The organism is Streptomyces sp. NPDC047014 (assembly GCF_040644195.1).
Classification (GTDB): domain Bacteria; phylum Actinomycetota; class Actinomycetes; order Streptomycetales; family Streptomycetaceae; genus Streptomyces.
This window is the reverse complement of sequence record NZ_JBEYVX010000036.1, coordinates 1-17,111: the sequence shown is the minus strand read 5'-3', so window position 1 is coordinate 17,111 and position 17,111 is coordinate 1. Positions and strand designations below refer to the sequence as shown.

Here is a 17,111-nt window from a genome sequence, read left to right as displayed (position 1 = left end):
GGCAGTAGTCTGCATTCACGGGACGCGACCTGTCCACGCGGGGTGGCTCTCACCTGGTGCGCGGCCGAGGAACTCCCCGTCCCGGGGGACAGGTTCCCGCCACGGGAAGCTTCGATACCTTTCGCTGATCCCGTTCAGGAGGAGCGTCCTCCTGTCGAAGCCACCACGGAAGAACAAGAGTTCAGTTGATGACTGATCATGCGGTGGCCGAATCGTGCCGCCTGACCGTACGTGCGCCGAGCGTTTCCGTCGATCTGGCGGTCCCGGCCGATGTGCCCGTCGCCGATCTGCTGCCCACCTTGCTGCGGTACGTCGGCGAGGAGGCCGAGGAGGCCGGACTGGACCATGCCGGCTGGGTGCTCCAGCGGCTCGGTGACGCGCCGCTCGACGAGGAGTCCACGCTGGCCGGGGCCGGGCTGGCCGACGGCGCCGTGCTCTACCTGCGGCCCCACACCGAGGCACTGCCCGCGGCGCGCCTCGACGACCTGGTGGACGGGATAGCCGACACCGCCCGCAGGCGGTTGCACACCTGGCATCCCGGGGCGGCCCGCGCCCTGCTGGTGGGCACCTCGGCCGCGGCCGTGGTGGCCGCGCTCGCGCTGGTCTTCCGGCCGGGGGTGTCCGGCTCCGGCTCCGTCCGGGCCGCCTGCGCGTCCGTGGCCGGACTGCTGCTGCTCGCGGGCGCCGGTTCGGCCAGCCGCGCCGTCGGGGACCGCCTCTCCGCGACCGCGCTCGGCCTGCTGGTCGCCCCGTGCCTGGCGCTGGCCGGCTGGGTGCTGCCCGGCGGCGACCTGAGCGGCCCGGACGCGGCGCAGGTCGTGGGTGCGCGGCTGCTCGCCGCCGGTACCGCGGGCGCGGGCGGGGCGGTCATCGCGCTCGCCGCCACCGCGGTCGCCGCCCCGGCGCTGCTGGCCACCGCCGTGGTCTGCGCGGCCACCGCGATCGCCGGGGCCCTGATGGGGTACGCGGGCCTGGGCGCGTCGGCGGCCTCGGCGCTGGTGGCCACGGCCGTCGCGCTCGCCGCCGCGGCGGTGGCACCGTTCGCCTTCACCCTGGCCGGGATGCGGATGCCCGCGCTGCCGTCCTCCGCCGCCCAGCTCCAGGAGGGCATCGACCCCTACGCGGGCGACGAGGTCGCGGAGCGCACCGAACTGGCCGGGCGCTGGGTCACCGCGCTGTTCGCCGCCACCGGCACCATCTGCACGGCCGCCCTGATCGTCCTCGCCGAGCACCGGGGCACGGCCGAGGTGCTGACCGCGCTGACGCTGAGCCTGCTGCTCCTCCTGCACGGCCGGGGCCTGGTGCACATCGGACAGCGGCTGACCCTGGCGGTGCCCGGCATCGCGGGGCTGCTGCTGCTCGCCCGCGCCTGGGCGGTGGACAGCGACGGCGACGGACGCCTGGTGGTCTTCGCGGTGCTGCTCGCCGCCGCGGCCGCGCTGGTGACCGCCTCGTGGACGCTGCCCGGCCGCCGCGTGCTCCCGTACTGGGGCCGCACGGCCGAGCTGGCACACACCGGCCTCGCCGTCGCGCTGCTCCCGCTGACCCTGTGGGTGGCCGGTCTCTTCGGCTACCTGCGCGGCCTGTTCGGCTGAGCACGCCCCCCACGCCAGGACCCTGCGGAACGAGTTGAGGAGAGGCTGTGCAGTCCAAACGCGACCAGGTACACGCCCACAGTTTCATGATGGGCAGGCTGAGTTCCGGCCTGCTGGCCGCCGACCCGGACGCCCCGGAGAGCCCGCTGGGCCGCACCACCCGGGGCGTGGTCTTCGGCGTCCTGGTGTCCGTCCTGATCGGTGCGGTCGCCCTCGTCTACGGGCTGCTGCGCCCCGGGGGCAACGACGGCTGGCGGCAGGGCCAGCACCTGGTGGTCAACCGCGACACCGGTGCCCGCTATCTGTGGACCGGTACCGACGGGGTCCTGCACCCGGTGCGCAACTACGCCTCGGCCCGCCTGATCGGCGGCTCCGACCTCGCGGCCGCGGACGTCTCCACCGCCTCGCTGCGGGACGTCCCCGTCGGCACCCCGGTCGGTATACCCGGCGCGCCGGACGCGGTGCCCGCCGCCGGCCGGCTGGACGACGGGGCCTGGCACATGTGCGTCACCGGCCCGGACGGCGCCCTGGCCAGCACCTCGGGTACCGGGCCGGCCACGGGGGTGAACCGGCCGGGGGCCACCACGGTGGTCGCCGGGGCACCGGTGGACGCCCGCGGTGTCGAAGGCGACCGCGGGGTGCTGGTGATCGGCCCGGACCGCACCACGTACCTGGTGTGGCGGGGCAGCAGGCTGCCGCTGGACGCCGCCTCCGCCGCCGCGGGCGCCCTCGGCTACGGGTCCGAGCGGCCGATGCCGGTGTCGGCGGCCTTCCTCGACGCGCTGGCCCCCGGCCCCGCGCTGAAGCCCCCCGCCGTCCCGGGGCGCGGAGAGCCCGGCCCGGCGCTCGGTGGCGAAGCCAGCCGTATCGGCCAGCTGTTCAAGGTCACCGTGCCCGGCGGCGGCAGCAGCTACCACCTGCTCCAGAAGGGCGGCTTGGTCCCGGTCACCGCGCTCGGCGCCGCCCTGGTGCTGGGGGACCCGGCCACGCAGAAGGACGCGTACCAGGGTCGTTCGCCCGAGGCGCGCGTACTCGGCGCGGACGCGCTGCGCACACATCAGGCCAAGGACGCGGGCCCGGCCGGATCCGCGGAGCTGCCGGACGCCCCGCCCCGGCCCCAGCCCGTACCCCGGGGCAGCGCGCTCTGCGCGCAGGTCGACGGCGACGACGGCGGCACCCGGATCACCTCGGTGCTGGTCCCGCTGGCCCGGCTGGCCCCCGTCGTGGTGTCGGAGGGCACCGCCGCGCCGCTGAGCCCGGCCTGCGTCACCACGGACGCCACGGTCGTACGGCCGGGACGCGGAACCCTGGTGCGGGCGCTGCACGCGAGCGGCGCCGCGCATGCCGGAACCACCTACCTGGTGGCGGACAACGGCGTGAAATACAGCCTTTCCGGCAAGGACGCGCTGGCGGCGCTCGGGTACGCGCCCAAGGACATCGGCTCGGTCCCCGCACCGCTGCTCGCGGCCCTGCCGACCGGCGCGGACCTGGATCCGGCCGCCGCCACCGGCGCGGCCAAGCCGAAGGTGACGGCTCCGGCGTGCGGTACCGAGGCGCCGAAGACAGAGGGCGGTAAGGACGGCGGTTGATGCCCCGCCGGACCCCGCCCGGAGGCGGCCGGTGCGCTGCTTTTCAGCCAAAGCACCGGCCAACTCATGTGCGTTACAAGGACGATGTGGAACTGATCTAAGCTCAGATCTTCCTCACATGCGTTGCACCGGACCCGGGGCCTCCATAGCCTCGGCGGCAGCGACGCACCAAGATCGGTGAAACGAAGGGAGCGCGACATGGCGGACACTGCCGCGAGGAAAGCGGATTATGCCAAGGGCTTGGGGGGCGTCTCCTCTCTGGAGTCGGCCCGCAGCGCGGTCGAGAAGGTCCAGAACAACGTCGCCGAGATCGCCGCGCGTTCGGGCGTCGGCGGTGACGAGGGCCAGGCCCTGCTGAAACTTTTCCGCAGCTGGAACGCCGAGGCGCAGAAGGTCGTCGTCCAGATCAGCAAGATGGTCGACGCGCTCCAGGAGAACGTCACCTCGGCCGACCGCCTCGCCAAGGAGAACCAGGACCTGACCGAGGTCCTCAACAGCAAGACCAGCCAGGGCGTCTTCGACGCGCTGCGCTGACCCACCCCGCGGCGTCGGCCCCTCCGTCCGGGGAGGGCCGGAACCAGTGAGCTTCCCGGGCCCCCGTGCCCGGCCACCCGAGAGGAGCTGTCATGGCCGACGGCATCATCGACGTGCAGTACGCCACGGTCCGGCACGCGATCGAAGAGCTGAAGGACCAGACCCAGCAGATCATCACGACCCTCAACAACCTGGAGGACGAGCTCAAGCCGCTCATCGCCTCCTGGGAGGGTGATGACCAGCAGATGTACCGCGGGGTCCAGGCGGAGTGGGACCAGGCCACCAAGAACATGGCGCTGCTCCTCGGAGACAGCGGCGAGCTGGTCCAGAGCATCCACGACAACCACTCGCGTGACGAGCGCAAGAGCGCCGACAACTGGGGCAACGTGCGCGCCCGTTAGCGCCCGCCCCCGCGGATGACGGCCGGGGCACCCGCCCCGGCCACCCCGTATCCTCGTCCGGCACCGAGCGGCAGGAGGACGTCCCATGGCCGATGAGAAGGCCGACGTCAGGCATTTCGACCTCAAGCAGATGGAGAACTTCCGGGACCACGAGGTGCAGCCGGTCTACACGGCGGCGAAGAAGCACCGCGAGGACGGCGACGGGTCCAGCATCCGGCCCCTCGGCGACCTCATGGACGGCCACACCACCCCGGAGAACCTGGCCCAGGACAAGCAGCTCCTGCGCATCGGCAAGATGGTCACCGAACCCCTGGTCTCGGGGCCGAAGCTGATCGCGGAGGTCCGTGCCGCCGCGGTGGCCATCGACAAGCTGCTCGGCGACCAGATGGATCTCTTCAAGGAGCTCAAGGAAGCTCTCACCGAGACCATCGACGAGGCCAACAAGACCAAGGAAAAGAACCTCGACGCGATCGACGCGCAGACACTGCTGCAGACCTTCGACGAGGTGGACACCTTCACCAGCGGGTCATCGGGCGAGAAGAAGACCTGAGCCGGCGCCGCCGCACCGGACACGTACGACAGACGACCAGAAAGGGCGCCCGGTGGCCGACCGGTACGATCCCAAATCCGGCGAGAACCTCAACAAGTTCGACAAGGCCGGCGACTCACCGGGCGACACCTGGGCCACCCTGGTCACCCACATCACCGGCTATCCCGTGCCGGACCGCAACACCGTCTTCGACAAGCTCAAGTCCGACCACGGCGGCAAGCTCTTCCGGATGGACATCAAGGAGCGCGGTCTCGGCCTGCTCGTGAAGGACTCCGGTTTCCTGCGGAACAAGGGCGAAGACTACGACATCTGGTTCTTCGACAGCGGCAAGAAGCAGTCGATCATGCAGGCCCGGATCGTCTTCGAGGGCCGGGTGAAATCCGGTGAGGAGGTCATCTTCGCCGGACCGGGGTCCGACAACGTCCATGACGCGCAGGTCCGCGAGGGCAACGAGTTCACGGACTACAACAAGGCCAAGATGAGCACCATCCCGCTGGCCCGGTACATGAACGGGCCGCGCGCGGCGCTCCTCGGCCTGCTGGGCGGCAGCAGCCAGCACGCCCGGTTCAGCAACCTGGGCGTGCCGGGCCCCGATGTCGTGGACCTCAAGTCCTTCGACACCACGGGAGCGTCCTTCGACTTCGCGGCCAAGTTCTTCAAGGACCACGCCGTGGTGCTCAAGGACTGGGAGGACCGTTTCGGCCGGGACGACGCGAGCTGGAAGGGCGAGGCCGCCGATGTCTTCCGCGGCCTCGTGAAGAAGATCCGCGAGAACTACGACAACTACGTCGAGACCTTCAACGAGACCGCGGGCTCCGGGAACCAGACCGGCACCGGCGCCACGGTGTACTCGCGTGCCCTGTCGCTGGGCCGCAAGTACCTGGAGGACTCCGCGACCCAGCTGCTGGACGCCTGGCTGAAATGGGCCAAGTCCCCCTACTACGACCCGCACCAGGTGCTGCGCTACGTCCTGGACGAACTGGCCCAGTGGGTGGACGCCAACAACGTCGCCAAGACCGACATCAAGGTCCACGGCTACGGCCGGGGCATCACGACCGTCCGCCACAGCCCGCAGACCGGCTACACCCAGGAGCACCCCGAGTACGGCGACCTCTCCGACATCGCGAACTGGGCGAAGGTCGGCGACAAGGCGGTCAAGATCTGGACCCAGGGCGTCGACGAGTACCTGGGGAAGCCCGCCGCGCAGGTGCAGTCGGCGCTGAACAACCACTTCCTGGAACTGGGCAAGGACTTCTCCGGCAACATACCCAAGCCGAAGTCGACCCGCACGGCTTCGGAGGAGTACGAGAAGAAGAAGCGCAAGGAGGAGGAGAAGAAGCTCAACCAGCAGAACGAGGAGAACCGCAAGTACCAGGACGACCTGCGCAACGAGCAGAACAAGCAGCGCGAAGAGGACCGCAAGTACCAGGAGAAGCTGCGCGAGGAGCAGAACAAGCAGCGCGAGGAAGACCGTAAGTACCAGGACGAGTTGCGCGAGGAACAGAAGCGCGAGCAGGACGAGGCCAAGCGTCTCCAGGGGGACCTGCGCAACGAGCAGAACAAGCAGCGCGACGAGGACCGTAAGTACCAGGACGAGTTGCGCGAGGAACAGAAGCGCGAGCAGGACGAGGCCAAGCGCGAGGCCGAGGAGCAGCGCAAGGCCATGGAGAAGGGCCTCGGCGACCTCAACGACCCGAAGGCGCTGGGGGACCGGAAGCTCCCCGACCTCGGTGGTGTCGACGGGCTCGACGGGATGCCGGACGTGAAGCTCCCGGTCACCGAGAGCCTCGGTCCGCTCGGTGATGTGAACAGCGCCGTCACCCGGAACCTCGGCGACCTGGGCGACGTGAACGGCCCGGGCGGGGACAACCAGGCCCCGGCCGTACCGAGCCTGGCCGGCCCCGGCGGGCTCAACACGGGTCCTGGCGCGGCGAACAAGGCAGCCAACGACGCCAACGAGGCGATCACCCGGAACCTCGGCAGCCTCGGCGATCTCAACCGCGGCGCCGACGGCCCGCTCACCACCCCGACCGGCGGCTCCACCCGGCTCACCGACGGCAAGCTCACCACCGACTTCCCGGACGGCAGCCACAGCACCCTCGACCCGAAGACCGGGGTGGTCACCACCACGCACCCGGACGGCAGCATCACCAAGCAGGACCTGGGCGACGGCGCCCGGCTGACCAACCCGGACGGGTCGGTCACCTCGCTCGGCAAGGACGGCAGGCCGGTCACCACCTTCCCGGACGGCACCGTCCAGACCGTGGACCCGGCCACCGGCCAGGTCACCATCACCAACCCCGACGGCACCAGCAGCACCCGGAACCTCGGCGACCTCGGCAGCCTCAACGGCCCCAGGGGAACGCATGACCTGGGGAATCTCGGCGACATCAACACGGACCTGCCCACCGAGTCGATCGGTGACCTGGGCGGCCTCAACACGGACCGGCTCGGCCTGCAGACCTCGTCCGGCGGGCACATCGCCCTCGGATCCGACGGCCTCACCACCACGTTCCCCGACGGCAGCAAGTCGGTCCTCGACCCGGCCACCGGGATACTGACCAGCACCGACGCGAACGGCTCCAGCGTGACCACCGATCTCACCCACGGAGCGCGGGTGAACAATCCGGACGGCTCCACCACCGTCCTGGACAACGGCAGGCTGAGCACCACCCACCCGGACGGCAGCTCTGAGATCATCGACCCGGAGACCGGCATCGCCACCGTCACCGACGCGCAGGGCCGGACGGAGACGGTGAACCTGAACGACCTCAACTCCCGGGCCGGCAACCCCCGTACCCACGGTCTCGACGTCCTCGACGAGCTGCGCGGTCTGAACGGGCCCGGCACCGACGGCACCACCAGCCGGAGCCTGCCCGCCTCGGAACTGCACCTCCCCGGCGCACAGTTGACCGCCGGTGCCTCCGGCGGTGGCCTCTCCGGCTCCGGCGGCCTCTCCGCCGGCGGTGGCCTCTCCGGGACGGACTCCGTCCTGACCGGTACCGGTACGGCCGCCCCGCTGTCCGGCGGCTCCGCGGGCAGCGCGGGCTCCGCGTTCCCGCCCGCCGCCCCGGGCGGGGGCCCCGGAGCGCCGGGTGCCCCCGGCAGCCCCGGTATGCCCATGGGCGGCGGTATGGGCGGGGCCGGAGGCGGCGACAAGGGCAACGGCGAGCGCGTGCGCGCCGTCCTCGTGGACGCGGCGGAGGAGAGCGAACGCCGCAACCGTCGCCGCCGCAGCCCGTGGAACCGGCAGGAGGACAGCGACACCTTCCTGGCCCCGGCCTCCCGGGTGGCGACCACCGGCGGCGAGTCCGCCGAGGAGGAGCCGGAGCCGGGCCGCAGGACCACCAGTTCCGCCGACTACCTGGAGGAGGACGCGGACGTGTGGGGCACCGAGGAGGGCGGCACCCCTGCCGTCATCGGCCGGTGAGCACCACCCGGCGCGGTGCGGCCGCACCGCGCGGCAGGAACCGACCCGGCCGCGGCCTCCGCGGCCCCACCAGGCAGAATCAGCACAGGAGTCGGCGGATCGCGGACCGGGACCGTACGCACGGACCCGCGGTCCGGACGTGGACACACAGCGAGGACGAAGGGGAGCGGGCGTGACGGAACCGCTGGAGAAGCGTCTGGAGAAGGCCATGGCCGAACTCCAGGCGGCGCAGGAGGGAATCGCCCGCACCGAGCGCGAGCTGCGGGCGGCCTCCTTCGCGGCGGTCTCCTCCGACCGCGCGGTCCGTGCCACCGCCGGCCCGCAGGGGGAGCTGACCGGGATCGAGTTCCTGGAGAACAAGTACCGCGACATGTCGCCCCAGGAGCTGGCCGCCAGCGTCCTGGAGGCGGCGAGCGCGGCACGCGTGAAGATGAACCGGCATGTGATGAAGGCGCTGGCCCCCTTCGCCGAACCCAGCAGCGACCTGCCGGAGCTCAAGGGCTTCGAACTGGACTGGGGCAAGATCTTCGGCCCCGAGGTACTGGGCCCGGACGACGAGGACACGGCGCGCGGCGGCCGGCCCGCCGCCGCCTGGCGGGACGCGATCGGCGAGGACGGGGAGGACTGACCGTGGGAGAGCGCTATTACGTCGACCCGCAGCGCATCGAGGCCCTGGCCGGGCAGCTGGAGGAGATCGCCTCCCTGACCAGGTCCATGACGGAGGAGTTCCTGGACGAGGTCAGCGCCACCGTGAACTGGCCCGGCAACGAGGGCGAGTTCGCGGAGAAGGCCAAGCCGCAGGAGCAGAAGGAGCGGCAGACCACCAAGGACACCATGCTGTCCCTGCGGGACGCGGTGGTGGGCATCACCGATGCCACGGTCAGCCAGGTCCGGATGATGAAGGACACGCGCGACCGCAACATCGAGGGAATCGAGCAGGGCAACAGCCGCATCGAGACCGATGGACTCGGCACCGGCCCGGGCAGGCATGGGCGCCGCTGACCTCCGCACCGCCGGCCGCTCCCACCCCCTTCCGGGAGCGGCCGCCCCGGCATGCCCGCACGGCCCGCAAGGCGGCCCGCGATGAGCATGATGGCCTCACCCGAGGTCAACGCGATGATCTTCATCCTCACCGGGGAGAAGCTCATCGACGCCGACGAGGACCTCGCCTTCGAGAGCCGCCTGCCCTACTCCGGCCTGGGCAGGAAGCTCGACAAGGTCGCGTCGCTGATCGACAAGTCGATCCACGACATCGCCGAGTCCATGCCGGACGACCTGGCCAAGTCCTATGCCAGAGCGATGGGCACGCTCGTGGACGACGGCGGCAAGAACTACCTGCGCACCTTCGCCGAGCAGCTGGAGAAGATCGCCGAGGGCCGGCGCAAGACGTCCATGGACATCATGGAGTCCAAGTGGCAGGTCATCGCCGAGGTCATCCGGCTCCTCATCGAGATCGCCATCTACCTGGCCATGTCCTTCTTCACCGGAGGCGCCTCGGCCAGCCAGATCATGATGGCCAAGCTGCGCAGCCGGTTCATGATCCTCACCCAGCTCAGCCACCTGCTCCAGCGGCTGCACCTGGCCCCCGCGCTGACCGAGGCGTTCGCCGAGGCGTTCACCACCTTCGCGGTGCGGCTGGCCATGATGAACTTCGCCCCGGACGGCCGCCGGCCCGACGGCTTCGACATCGACGACATCCTCAAGTCCGCGGCGTTCGGCGCCGCCGCGGGCTTCCTCACCAGCATCTTCGACGACTTCGCGAAGAGGCTCGTCCGGAGCTACGACAACAACTTCCTCAAGAACGGCCCGGACCTCCGCTTCAAGAACAACCCCGACCTGCGCAACACCCCGAAGCCCGAGTTCAAGACCGGCGGCCCGAACTCCAAGCCGGATCCCGGCCCCGGCGCGGGCGGTCCCCACCGGGACAACACCCCGAGGAACAGCCCCGGACCGAACGCGAACAACCCCTCCCTCGCGAACAACCCGTTCACCTTCCGCTTCAACCCGCTGGCCTTCAAGAACAACCCCAACCTGTGGCGGAACAACCAGATCCTGCGCCACAACGCCGACCGCCCCGGTGCCCTGGCCGGGCACTACGCGCTCAAGGGGACGGCCGACTTCCTCGCCGCCGGTCTCGGCGAGGCCCTGGCCGAAATCCTGATCAAGGGCGCCTTCGAGGGCGACTGGTCCACCAGCTGGTCCACCTTCCTCGGTGCGGGCCTCAGCAGCCAGGTCGAGGCCACCCTCTCCAGCGCCGCCGTGAACAGCGGAGCCGAACTGCGCAACCTCATCGAGAGGTTGCGCAGCCAGCCGCCCACCGTCTCGGGCGGTGACATCGGCTCCGGCCCCCGGGAGTCCGCCGACTCCACGCGCTCGCGCAGCAGCGACACCGACGGCTCCGACCACGCGGACGGCCCCTCGCGCACGGACGCCCCGGGCGGCGCCGGCTCCGTCCTCACCTCGTCCGCGCCCCCCGCCCAGCAGAGCACCGGCCAGAGCGGTGTCACCGGGATCCAGTCGCCCCCGCCCTCCTTGGCCGGGAGCACGCCGCCGTACACCACGCCGGCCCCGCCGCCCTACACCCCGGGCACGCTGCCCGTGACCGCCGCCGAGACCGAGCTGTGGCAGCAGGTCCACCAGGGTCCCGCCGAGGTCCGCGAGCAGGCCCTGCGCGACCTCGCCGCGCTGCGCGGGTCCCAGGCGCCCGGCAGCGCCGAGATCGGCGTACGCGACAGCCTGCACAGTGATCTGTCGCAGCGGCCCGAGATCCGCGTGGTGCCCGCCGGCAACAGCCCCGCCGCCGAGGTCGACACCGACGCGGTACGCCGCGCCCTGGAGGGCCTGGGCACCCCCGTCACGGTGGACACCGCCCTGACCACGCCGTCGGACGCCCTGGGGAACCCGCAGGGGAACGCCCTGGGGAATCCGCAGGGGAACGCCCTCGGGAACGCCCCGGGGAACGCGGGTGTGAACGCTCCCGGGAACGCGGTCCAGAACTCCCCCGGGGACGGCGTCAGGAACTCGGCCGAGAACGGCGTCGAGAACTCCCCCGGGGACGGCGTCCAGAACGCCCCGGAGAACGAAGTCCAGAACTCCTCCGAGAGCGGCGTCCGCAACGCGCCCGGGGACGGCGTCCAGAACGCCCCGGAGAACGACGTCACGAGCTCGGACGGGAACAGCGTCCGTACCTCTCCGGACGGCGCGACCCAGCACGGCGGCCCCACGGTCGCGGCGCCCGAGCAGGGAACGGGCGCCCCCGTCACCTCGCACGGCCCCGCCCAGCCGGCCGCGTCCGGCACGGGCACGAACAGCGGCACCGGTGTCCGGCCGGGCGGCGCTCCCCAGGCCACGGGCACGCCGACGCCCTCCGGCACGCAGCCCCAGGGCGCCCGTACCCCGGAAGGCACGGCGCCGGAGACCAGCTCCTCCCCGGAAGCCGCCTCGGTCGAGCAGGCAGGCGACCGGGCCGGATCCGAGAGCACGCCGCCCCCGGTCGAGGGCGCCCCCACTCCGGCTCCCGACACCACCGCGGCACCGCCGAAGGTGAGCACCACCGGCTCCTACGCCGACAGCGGTGACGTACGCGACGGCCGTGACGGCCGCAGCCCGGTCGACGTGAAGACCGCTCCCGCCCCCGTCGGCCCTCCCGCCCCCACCGGGGCGCAGCCGCTGACGATCGTGGTCTCGCAGACGCCGCCGCCGGGGGAGGGGGCTCCGGAGGCCGCCGAACTGCTGGACGGGGCAGGGGTCGACCGGGCCGTCGTCCTCGGGCCGGCCGTCACGCCGGACGGGTCCGCGCGCCCGGTGCGTGCCGCCGTCGAGCTGACCCGCGAGGGGCCGGGCGCCCCGGTCCGGGTCCGCCCGCTCGCCGGTCCGCCGCCCGCCGCGACGCCGGAGGAGACGGCGGAGACCCCCGACACGGCGTTCCCCGACACGGCGTTCCCCGGCGCGGACGTGCTCCTGCCGCTCGCCGACGCCCTCGGCCGCGCCCCGTCACCCGTACCCACCACCCAGAGCTCCGCGACGGCCGACAGCACCCCGGCCCCCGCCGCCCCTGCCACGCGCTCGAAGCTGGTCCTGGAGGTCGTACCGAACCCGCCCGGCAACGGAGCCGGTCCGGGCGGCCGGGCCACGGGCATGCCCGGCCTGTCCAAGCACGCCACGCTGTCCCGCCCCTGGACGGAGCCGGCCACCGCACTGCACCTGGAGTCGGGCGGCTCCCCGGCGACGACGCCCTCCGCGACACCCTCTCCGACACCCCCGCCCACCGGGCAGCTCGTCACGCGGCCCGCCGGCGAGCCGGTCGTCACCACCCTGGACGGCCACACCGTGCCCGTCGCCCAACTGCGGCGCTGGGTGCCGAAGGCGGCCGTACGGCCGGAACCGGGGCGCCCCGTCCAGACGCTGACCATCTCGCAGGGCCCGGCCGAGGACGGTACGACGCAGAGCGCGGCCCGGCGCGCCCTGCTGGACCAGGACACCTTCCGCGGCGTACGCACCACCACCACGCCCCCGGCCCCGGCGCCGGGAGCGGTCGCCGGCCCGCCCGTCCGCCGTACCGTCTTCACCGGTCCGCCGGCCGCGCTCCCCGGCGCGGACACCGAGCGGGGCGCCGACTACTTCACGGCGCACGGCACCTCCCGCACCGTCACGCTCGGCACCGACGACGAGGCGCACCCCACCGTGCGGGTCAGCGGTGTGCAGCTCGGCGAAGTGCTCAAGTCCTGGGCGGGGGAGGACGAGCAGGACCGGCCGCTGGTGCTGTTCTCCTGCGAGACCGGACGGCAGCCGCGGGTGGCGGGGCTGCCCGTGGCACAGCACGTGGCGAACCGGACCGGCCGGCCGGTGTACGCGCCGACCACCGAGGTGGGAACGGCCCTGGACGGGGATGGCGTCGTCCGCGCGGTGCTCACCGAAGGCCCGGACGGCCCGGGCGGCTGGCGGCTCTTCACCCCCGAGCCCAGTGGCGCGGAGCTGGAGGGGCTGGCCCGCGACGCCGGCCTGCACGCGGGGCCGGAACCGGCCGACGCCTTCGCCCTGGCCCGGACGCTCCAGCAGATCCGCACCCTGCGCGAGGTGCTGGGCCCGGACGCCGAACAGCGGCCCGGGAACCGGGAGCTGCTCGCCGGTCTCGCCTTCGTGGACGGCCTGCGCTGGCTCAGCCCGGACACCGCGGCGCGGTACGGCGACGGCCGGATGAGCCCGGACCTGCTCCGCCGTATGGTCATCGGCCGGGAGGCCGCGACGGGCGGCGCCACCATCGCTCCGGAGGCCGAGCCCACGGCCGAGCAGTACACCGCCTTCCTGCGGGCGGCGGCCGAGTCCCGCCTGTCCGCCCTGCCCGGCACCACGTCCGGCGCGACCTCCGCCACCCCGCTCGACTCCCTGCTGCCCGCGCCGCCGCCCGTACTCCCGCCGACCGCGCTGGTCTCGCCCGAGGACGTACACGGTCTCGGCTACGCCCCCGCGGCGCGGATCACCTGGTCGCTCTCCCAGACCCCGCTGCCCCTGTCCGAGCTGGGCCTGAGCGCCGAGGACAGCGCCGAACTCGCCCGCCGCAGGCCCGACCTGGTACCCGCGCCGAGCCGCCCGGAGAGCCTTGCCGAGGACCTGACCGTCCTCAGCCGGCCCGACTCCGGCGCGCGCGGCACCGTCCAGGCGGACGGCGTGGCCTTCCAGCGGCTGGACACCCCCGGCGACGGGAACAGCCTCTTCCGGGCGGTGCTCGACAGCGCCCGCAGCCAGGACATACCTCCCGCATGGGCCGCACGGAACATCGCCGGGCTGCGCCGCATGCTGCGCGACCGGATCGCCGGGTCCGAGCTCGCCGCCGCCGCGGCCGAGGCGGCCCCGGATCCGGTCCTCAGCGTGGTGGACGACCTGCGGATGACCGCCACGGCGGGTGTGGACGACCCCGCGGAGCAGACCCGGATCGCCCAGGACTGGGACCGGATCGCGCAGGCGGTCGTCACCGACGGGGATACCGGCTCCTGGCAGAAGATCCTCCGGGACAGCGGCTACGCGCCCCTGCTCGACATCGCGCCCACCCCCGCCGACGCACGCCGGCTGGGCACCGGGGAGCTGATCGCGGCGGCGGCCGAACTCCCCGCCCTGGCGGCGTCCCCCTTCGCCGGCCTGCTCCCGCAGGCGCTGGCGCACACGCTCGACCTGGACCTGCGCCTCGTCCGGTCCGATCCGCAGTCGCAGGGCGGGACCAGGGTGGACGCCCTGCACCCGGGCGCCCGCGGCGGCTCCCTGCACCTGGCCCACGACGGCACCGGCCACTACGACGCCCTGATCCCCGCCCCGGCCCCGCTCGCCCCCGTACCGGACCCGGTCACCACGCCGGCGCCGGAGGACTCCGACCCCTTCGGGGAGTGGCTGCGCGGCATGGGCGGGATCACCGACCTCGGCGATCCCGCCACCGAGGACGCCGAGCGGAGCGATTCCGTACCGCTGGAGACGCAGCTCGAGCGGTACCGCCCGGCACGCCTGCTGACCGGCCCGGACGCCCCGCCGCCGGACCCGGTCCCGTCGGCGGTCACCTTCGCGGACGGCGCCCGGCTGCCCACCGTACTCATCAGCCCGGACGCCGACCCCGGCGACGGCACCCCCGGCGGCCGCGCCGACGGGAGCGCACGCCGTCACCCGGCCGGACTGTTCACCGGCCCGGGCCGGATCACCCTGCGCTCGCCCGAGCAGGTGGCCCGGCAGATCCTGGACCAGCTGCCGAAGGGCCTGCGCGCCCAGTTCGACGAGGCGGAACTGCTGCGCCTGCTGACCGAGCAGCCCGGTGCCTTCACCGCCCCGCGCGGCGCGCGCTTCGTGGGCCGGGAGAAGTCCGGGGTCGGCCACGAGATGACCGTAGAGGCCATCCCGTACCACCGCTGGGAGCGCTTCTCGGACGTGGACGGCGGCACCGTACGCCTGGACACCATGCGGCGCGGCCAGGCCGGTACGGGCGGCGGCCGCAGCGTCGGCATCGGCCGCCGGATCGCCGCCGCCACGAGCCTGACCTCGCCGCTCAACTGGCTGGTGAAGATCGGCGTGTCGCTGGGCTGGACCCGCCGCACCGACTACACGCAGGGCGCCCAGGCGTACAACCAGTCCGAGTGGCGCGCCCACGAGGGCTCCCACCTGCACCTGGACGACGTCCACTACCGGGTCCGCGTGGACCGCGTCACCACGGCGCCCCGGACCACCGGCCCGGCCGGCACGACCACCCCGGCAGCCCCCGGCTGGCAGCGGACCCAGGTGCACACCGCGCGGTTCGCGATGCGCGACGGGCTGAGCTGGCGGCTGCCCGACGACCTCACCGTGCCCTACACGGGCCCCCGGCGGGCACCGAGGACGCTCACCTTCCCGGACGGGGTCGAGTCGCGGATCACCGACACCACCGGCCTGCACCTCGTGGACCCGCCGGAGGACGTCGCGCTCGCCCTCTCCGGTGTCCGGCCGGGAAGTTCGGCACACCGCACGCTGGTCTCGTACGTCCGGCCCGGCCGGCTGCTCGCCCTGTTCGGCCGGCTCTCCGGACCGGTCACCGGCCCCGAGCTGACCCGGGGCAGCGGACAGCATCCGCTCGGGCACCTCGTCGTCGAGCGCTCGGTGCCGCACCGGGCCACCCTGGTCACCGAGTCGGTCAAGGCGGAACTGCGCGACCTCACCCAGACCACCTACCAGAACGAGCGCGGCCACGTCCGCGACACCCGCCTGGGCATCCAGGTCACCTCCGGGCCGCACCACACCCTCGTCGGCCCGGAGACCGACGTGCGCGTCCAGGGCGGCCCGCTGGTCCGCGCGGACCTCACCACCGGCCGGGGCCACTACCTCGGCACCGACGCGGCCCGCAAGACCACCGGCCGCGTCCGCAACCACCCGGTCGCGCTCTACCGGGTGGAACGCACCCTGATGGTGCGCGGGGCCGGCGAAGCGCCCTCGGCGGCCCGCCCGGTCCGGGTGGTCAGCCTGGACTGGATCTCCACCCGCGACGCCCAGCGCCTCGCGGGCTGGGACAGCCGTACGCCCGGCCGGACGGGCCCCCACCCCGACGCCGAGCCGCCCGTGCCCTGGTACCTCAAGCGGCAGGACCCGGTCCACCTCAGCGGGCAGGTCCGCGCCGAGGGCTTCCGGCCCAGCCGTCCGCCGGCCCAGCTGCCCGCCGCGCCCGCGGGGCAGCAGCCCGCGGCCCATGCCGGGCAGCCCGCGCCCCAGGACCCCGTACGGGCCTTCGCGGACACCGTCCTGGAGACGCTGCACCGCGCGTACCCCTCGCTGTTCGTCCCGCCGCTGATGCTGCGTCACCCGCGGCTGGCCACCTTCTGGTACGGCGACGGCCGGATGCGGACCGCGCTGCACAACGACCGCCAGGTGCGCGAGGCGCTGAACCGGCCCAGCCTGGCGCAGAGCCTCGACGACCTGACCACCACCGGCATCCCGGTCACCCTCACCGAGGACGGCAAGGTGCGCCGCGGCCACCACACGCTCATCCTCACCGCGCGCCTCACCGACCGACGGTTCGAGACCACCATGAGCGAGCGCTCGCTGCGCAACGCGGTGATCGGCACCGAGGTCGCGGGCCAGGGACAGCAGGCGTCCAGCACGCTCTCCGCCGGTGTCGAGCTGGGCGTCTCGCCGCGCGACCACGACAAGGTGCCCGAGGCCGGGCTGCCGCGCCAGGCCGGCAGTGCGACGGTCGGGGTCCGGCACGCCCGTACCGACCAGAAGGCCACCCGCAACACGGTCGCGGTCGCCCACGACCACCTGATGTTCCAGAACGGCGCCGACCTCTACAGCTACCAGGTGGAACTGGGCGCCTCCTTCGAGGGCCACCGCCGCCCGCGCGGCTGGGCCCGGCTCGCCACGGTCGGACTGCTCGGCGCGGGCACGTTCGTCAGCAAGGTCGAGGAACGGCCCCTGTTCACCCGGGGCAACGAGACCGTCGGCCGGGTGGAGGTGGCCGTACCCGCCGCGCACGGCTCCGCGCGCCACGCCCCCGCCGACCCGCCGCCC

Annotated in this window: 8 protein-coding genes and 1 pseudogene; all 9 read left to right on the top strand. The window is 73.3% G+C overall.

The window, feature by feature from the left end:
- Positions 1-188 precede the first annotated feature (188 nt).
- Positions 189-1,595, top strand: a complete 1,407-nt coding sequence (gene eccD / locus ABZ873_RS20160) for a type VII secretion integral membrane protein EccD (RefSeq protein WP_360873604.1) — start codon at positions 189-191, stop codon at positions 1,593-1,595.
- 47 nt (positions 1,596-1,642) lie between these two features.
- The gene (gene eccB / locus ABZ873_RS20155; protein WP_360873601.1) at positions 1,643-3,184 is read left to right on the top strand and encodes a type VII secretion protein EccB; all 1,542 of its coding nucleotides are present in this window, start codon (positions 1,643-1,645) and stop codon (positions 3,182-3,184) included.
- Between the two features lie 198 nt (positions 3,185-3,382).
- The gene (locus ABZ873_RS20150) at positions 3,383-3,718 is read left to right on the top strand and encodes a hypothetical protein (protein ID WP_360873598.1); all 336 of its coding nucleotides are present in this window, start codon (positions 3,383-3,385) and stop codon (positions 3,716-3,718) included.
- 92 nt (positions 3,719-3,810) lie between these two features.
- A complete protein-coding gene (locus tag ABZ873_RS20145) occupies positions 3,811-4,119 on the top strand; it encodes a WXG100 family type VII secretion target (protein WP_360873595.1) in 309 nt (102 codons plus the stop codon).
- 85 nt (positions 4,120-4,204) lie between these two features.
- Positions 4,205-4,669 carry a type VII secretion system-associated protein gene (locus ABZ873_RS20140; RefSeq protein ID WP_360873592.1) on the top strand — a complete coding sequence of 155 codons (465 nt, stop codon included), beginning with the start codon at positions 4,205-4,207 and terminating at the stop codon, positions 4,667-4,669.
- Positions 4,670-4,721: 52 nt separating this feature from the next.
- A complete protein-coding gene (locus ABZ873_RS20135) occupies positions 4,722-8,099 on the top strand; it encodes an AAWKG family protein (protein ID WP_360873589.1) in 3,378 nt (1,125 codons plus the stop codon).
- A gap of 172 nt (positions 8,100-8,271) precedes the next feature.
- Positions 8,272-8,727 carry a YbaB/EbfC family nucleoid-associated protein gene (locus ABZ873_RS20130; protein WP_360873587.1) on the top strand — a complete coding sequence of 152 codons (456 nt, stop codon included), beginning with the start codon at positions 8,272-8,274 and terminating at the stop codon, positions 8,725-8,727.
- Between the two features lie 2 nt (positions 8,728-8,729).
- On the top strand, positions 8,730-9,101 hold the full coding sequence (locus ABZ873_RS20125; RefSeq protein ID WP_360873584.1) for a hypothetical protein: 372 nt from the start codon (positions 8,730-8,732) through the stop codon (positions 9,099-9,101).
- 81 nt (positions 9,102-9,182) lie between these two features.
- Positions 9,183-17,111, top strand: a pseudogene (locus ABZ873_RS20120) (hypothetical protein); the annotation flags it as partial.

Excerpts from the sequence above, each read along its gene's own strand:
- eccD (WP_360873604.1), top strand. The coding sequence starts at position 189 with ATGACTGATCATGCGGTGGCCGAATCGTGCCGCCTGACCGTACGTGCG.
- ABZ873_RS20150 (WP_360873598.1), top strand. The coding sequence starts at position 3,383 with ATGGCGGACACTGCCGCGAGGAAAGCGGATTATGCCAAGGGCTTGGGG.
- ABZ873_RS20145 (WP_360873595.1), top strand. The coding sequence starts at position 3,811 with ATGGCCGACGGCATCATCGACGTGCAGTACGCCACGGTCCGGCACGCG.
- ABZ873_RS20140 (WP_360873592.1), top strand. The coding sequence starts at position 4,205 with ATGGCCGATGAGAAGGCCGACGTCAGGCATTTCGACCTCAAGCAGATG.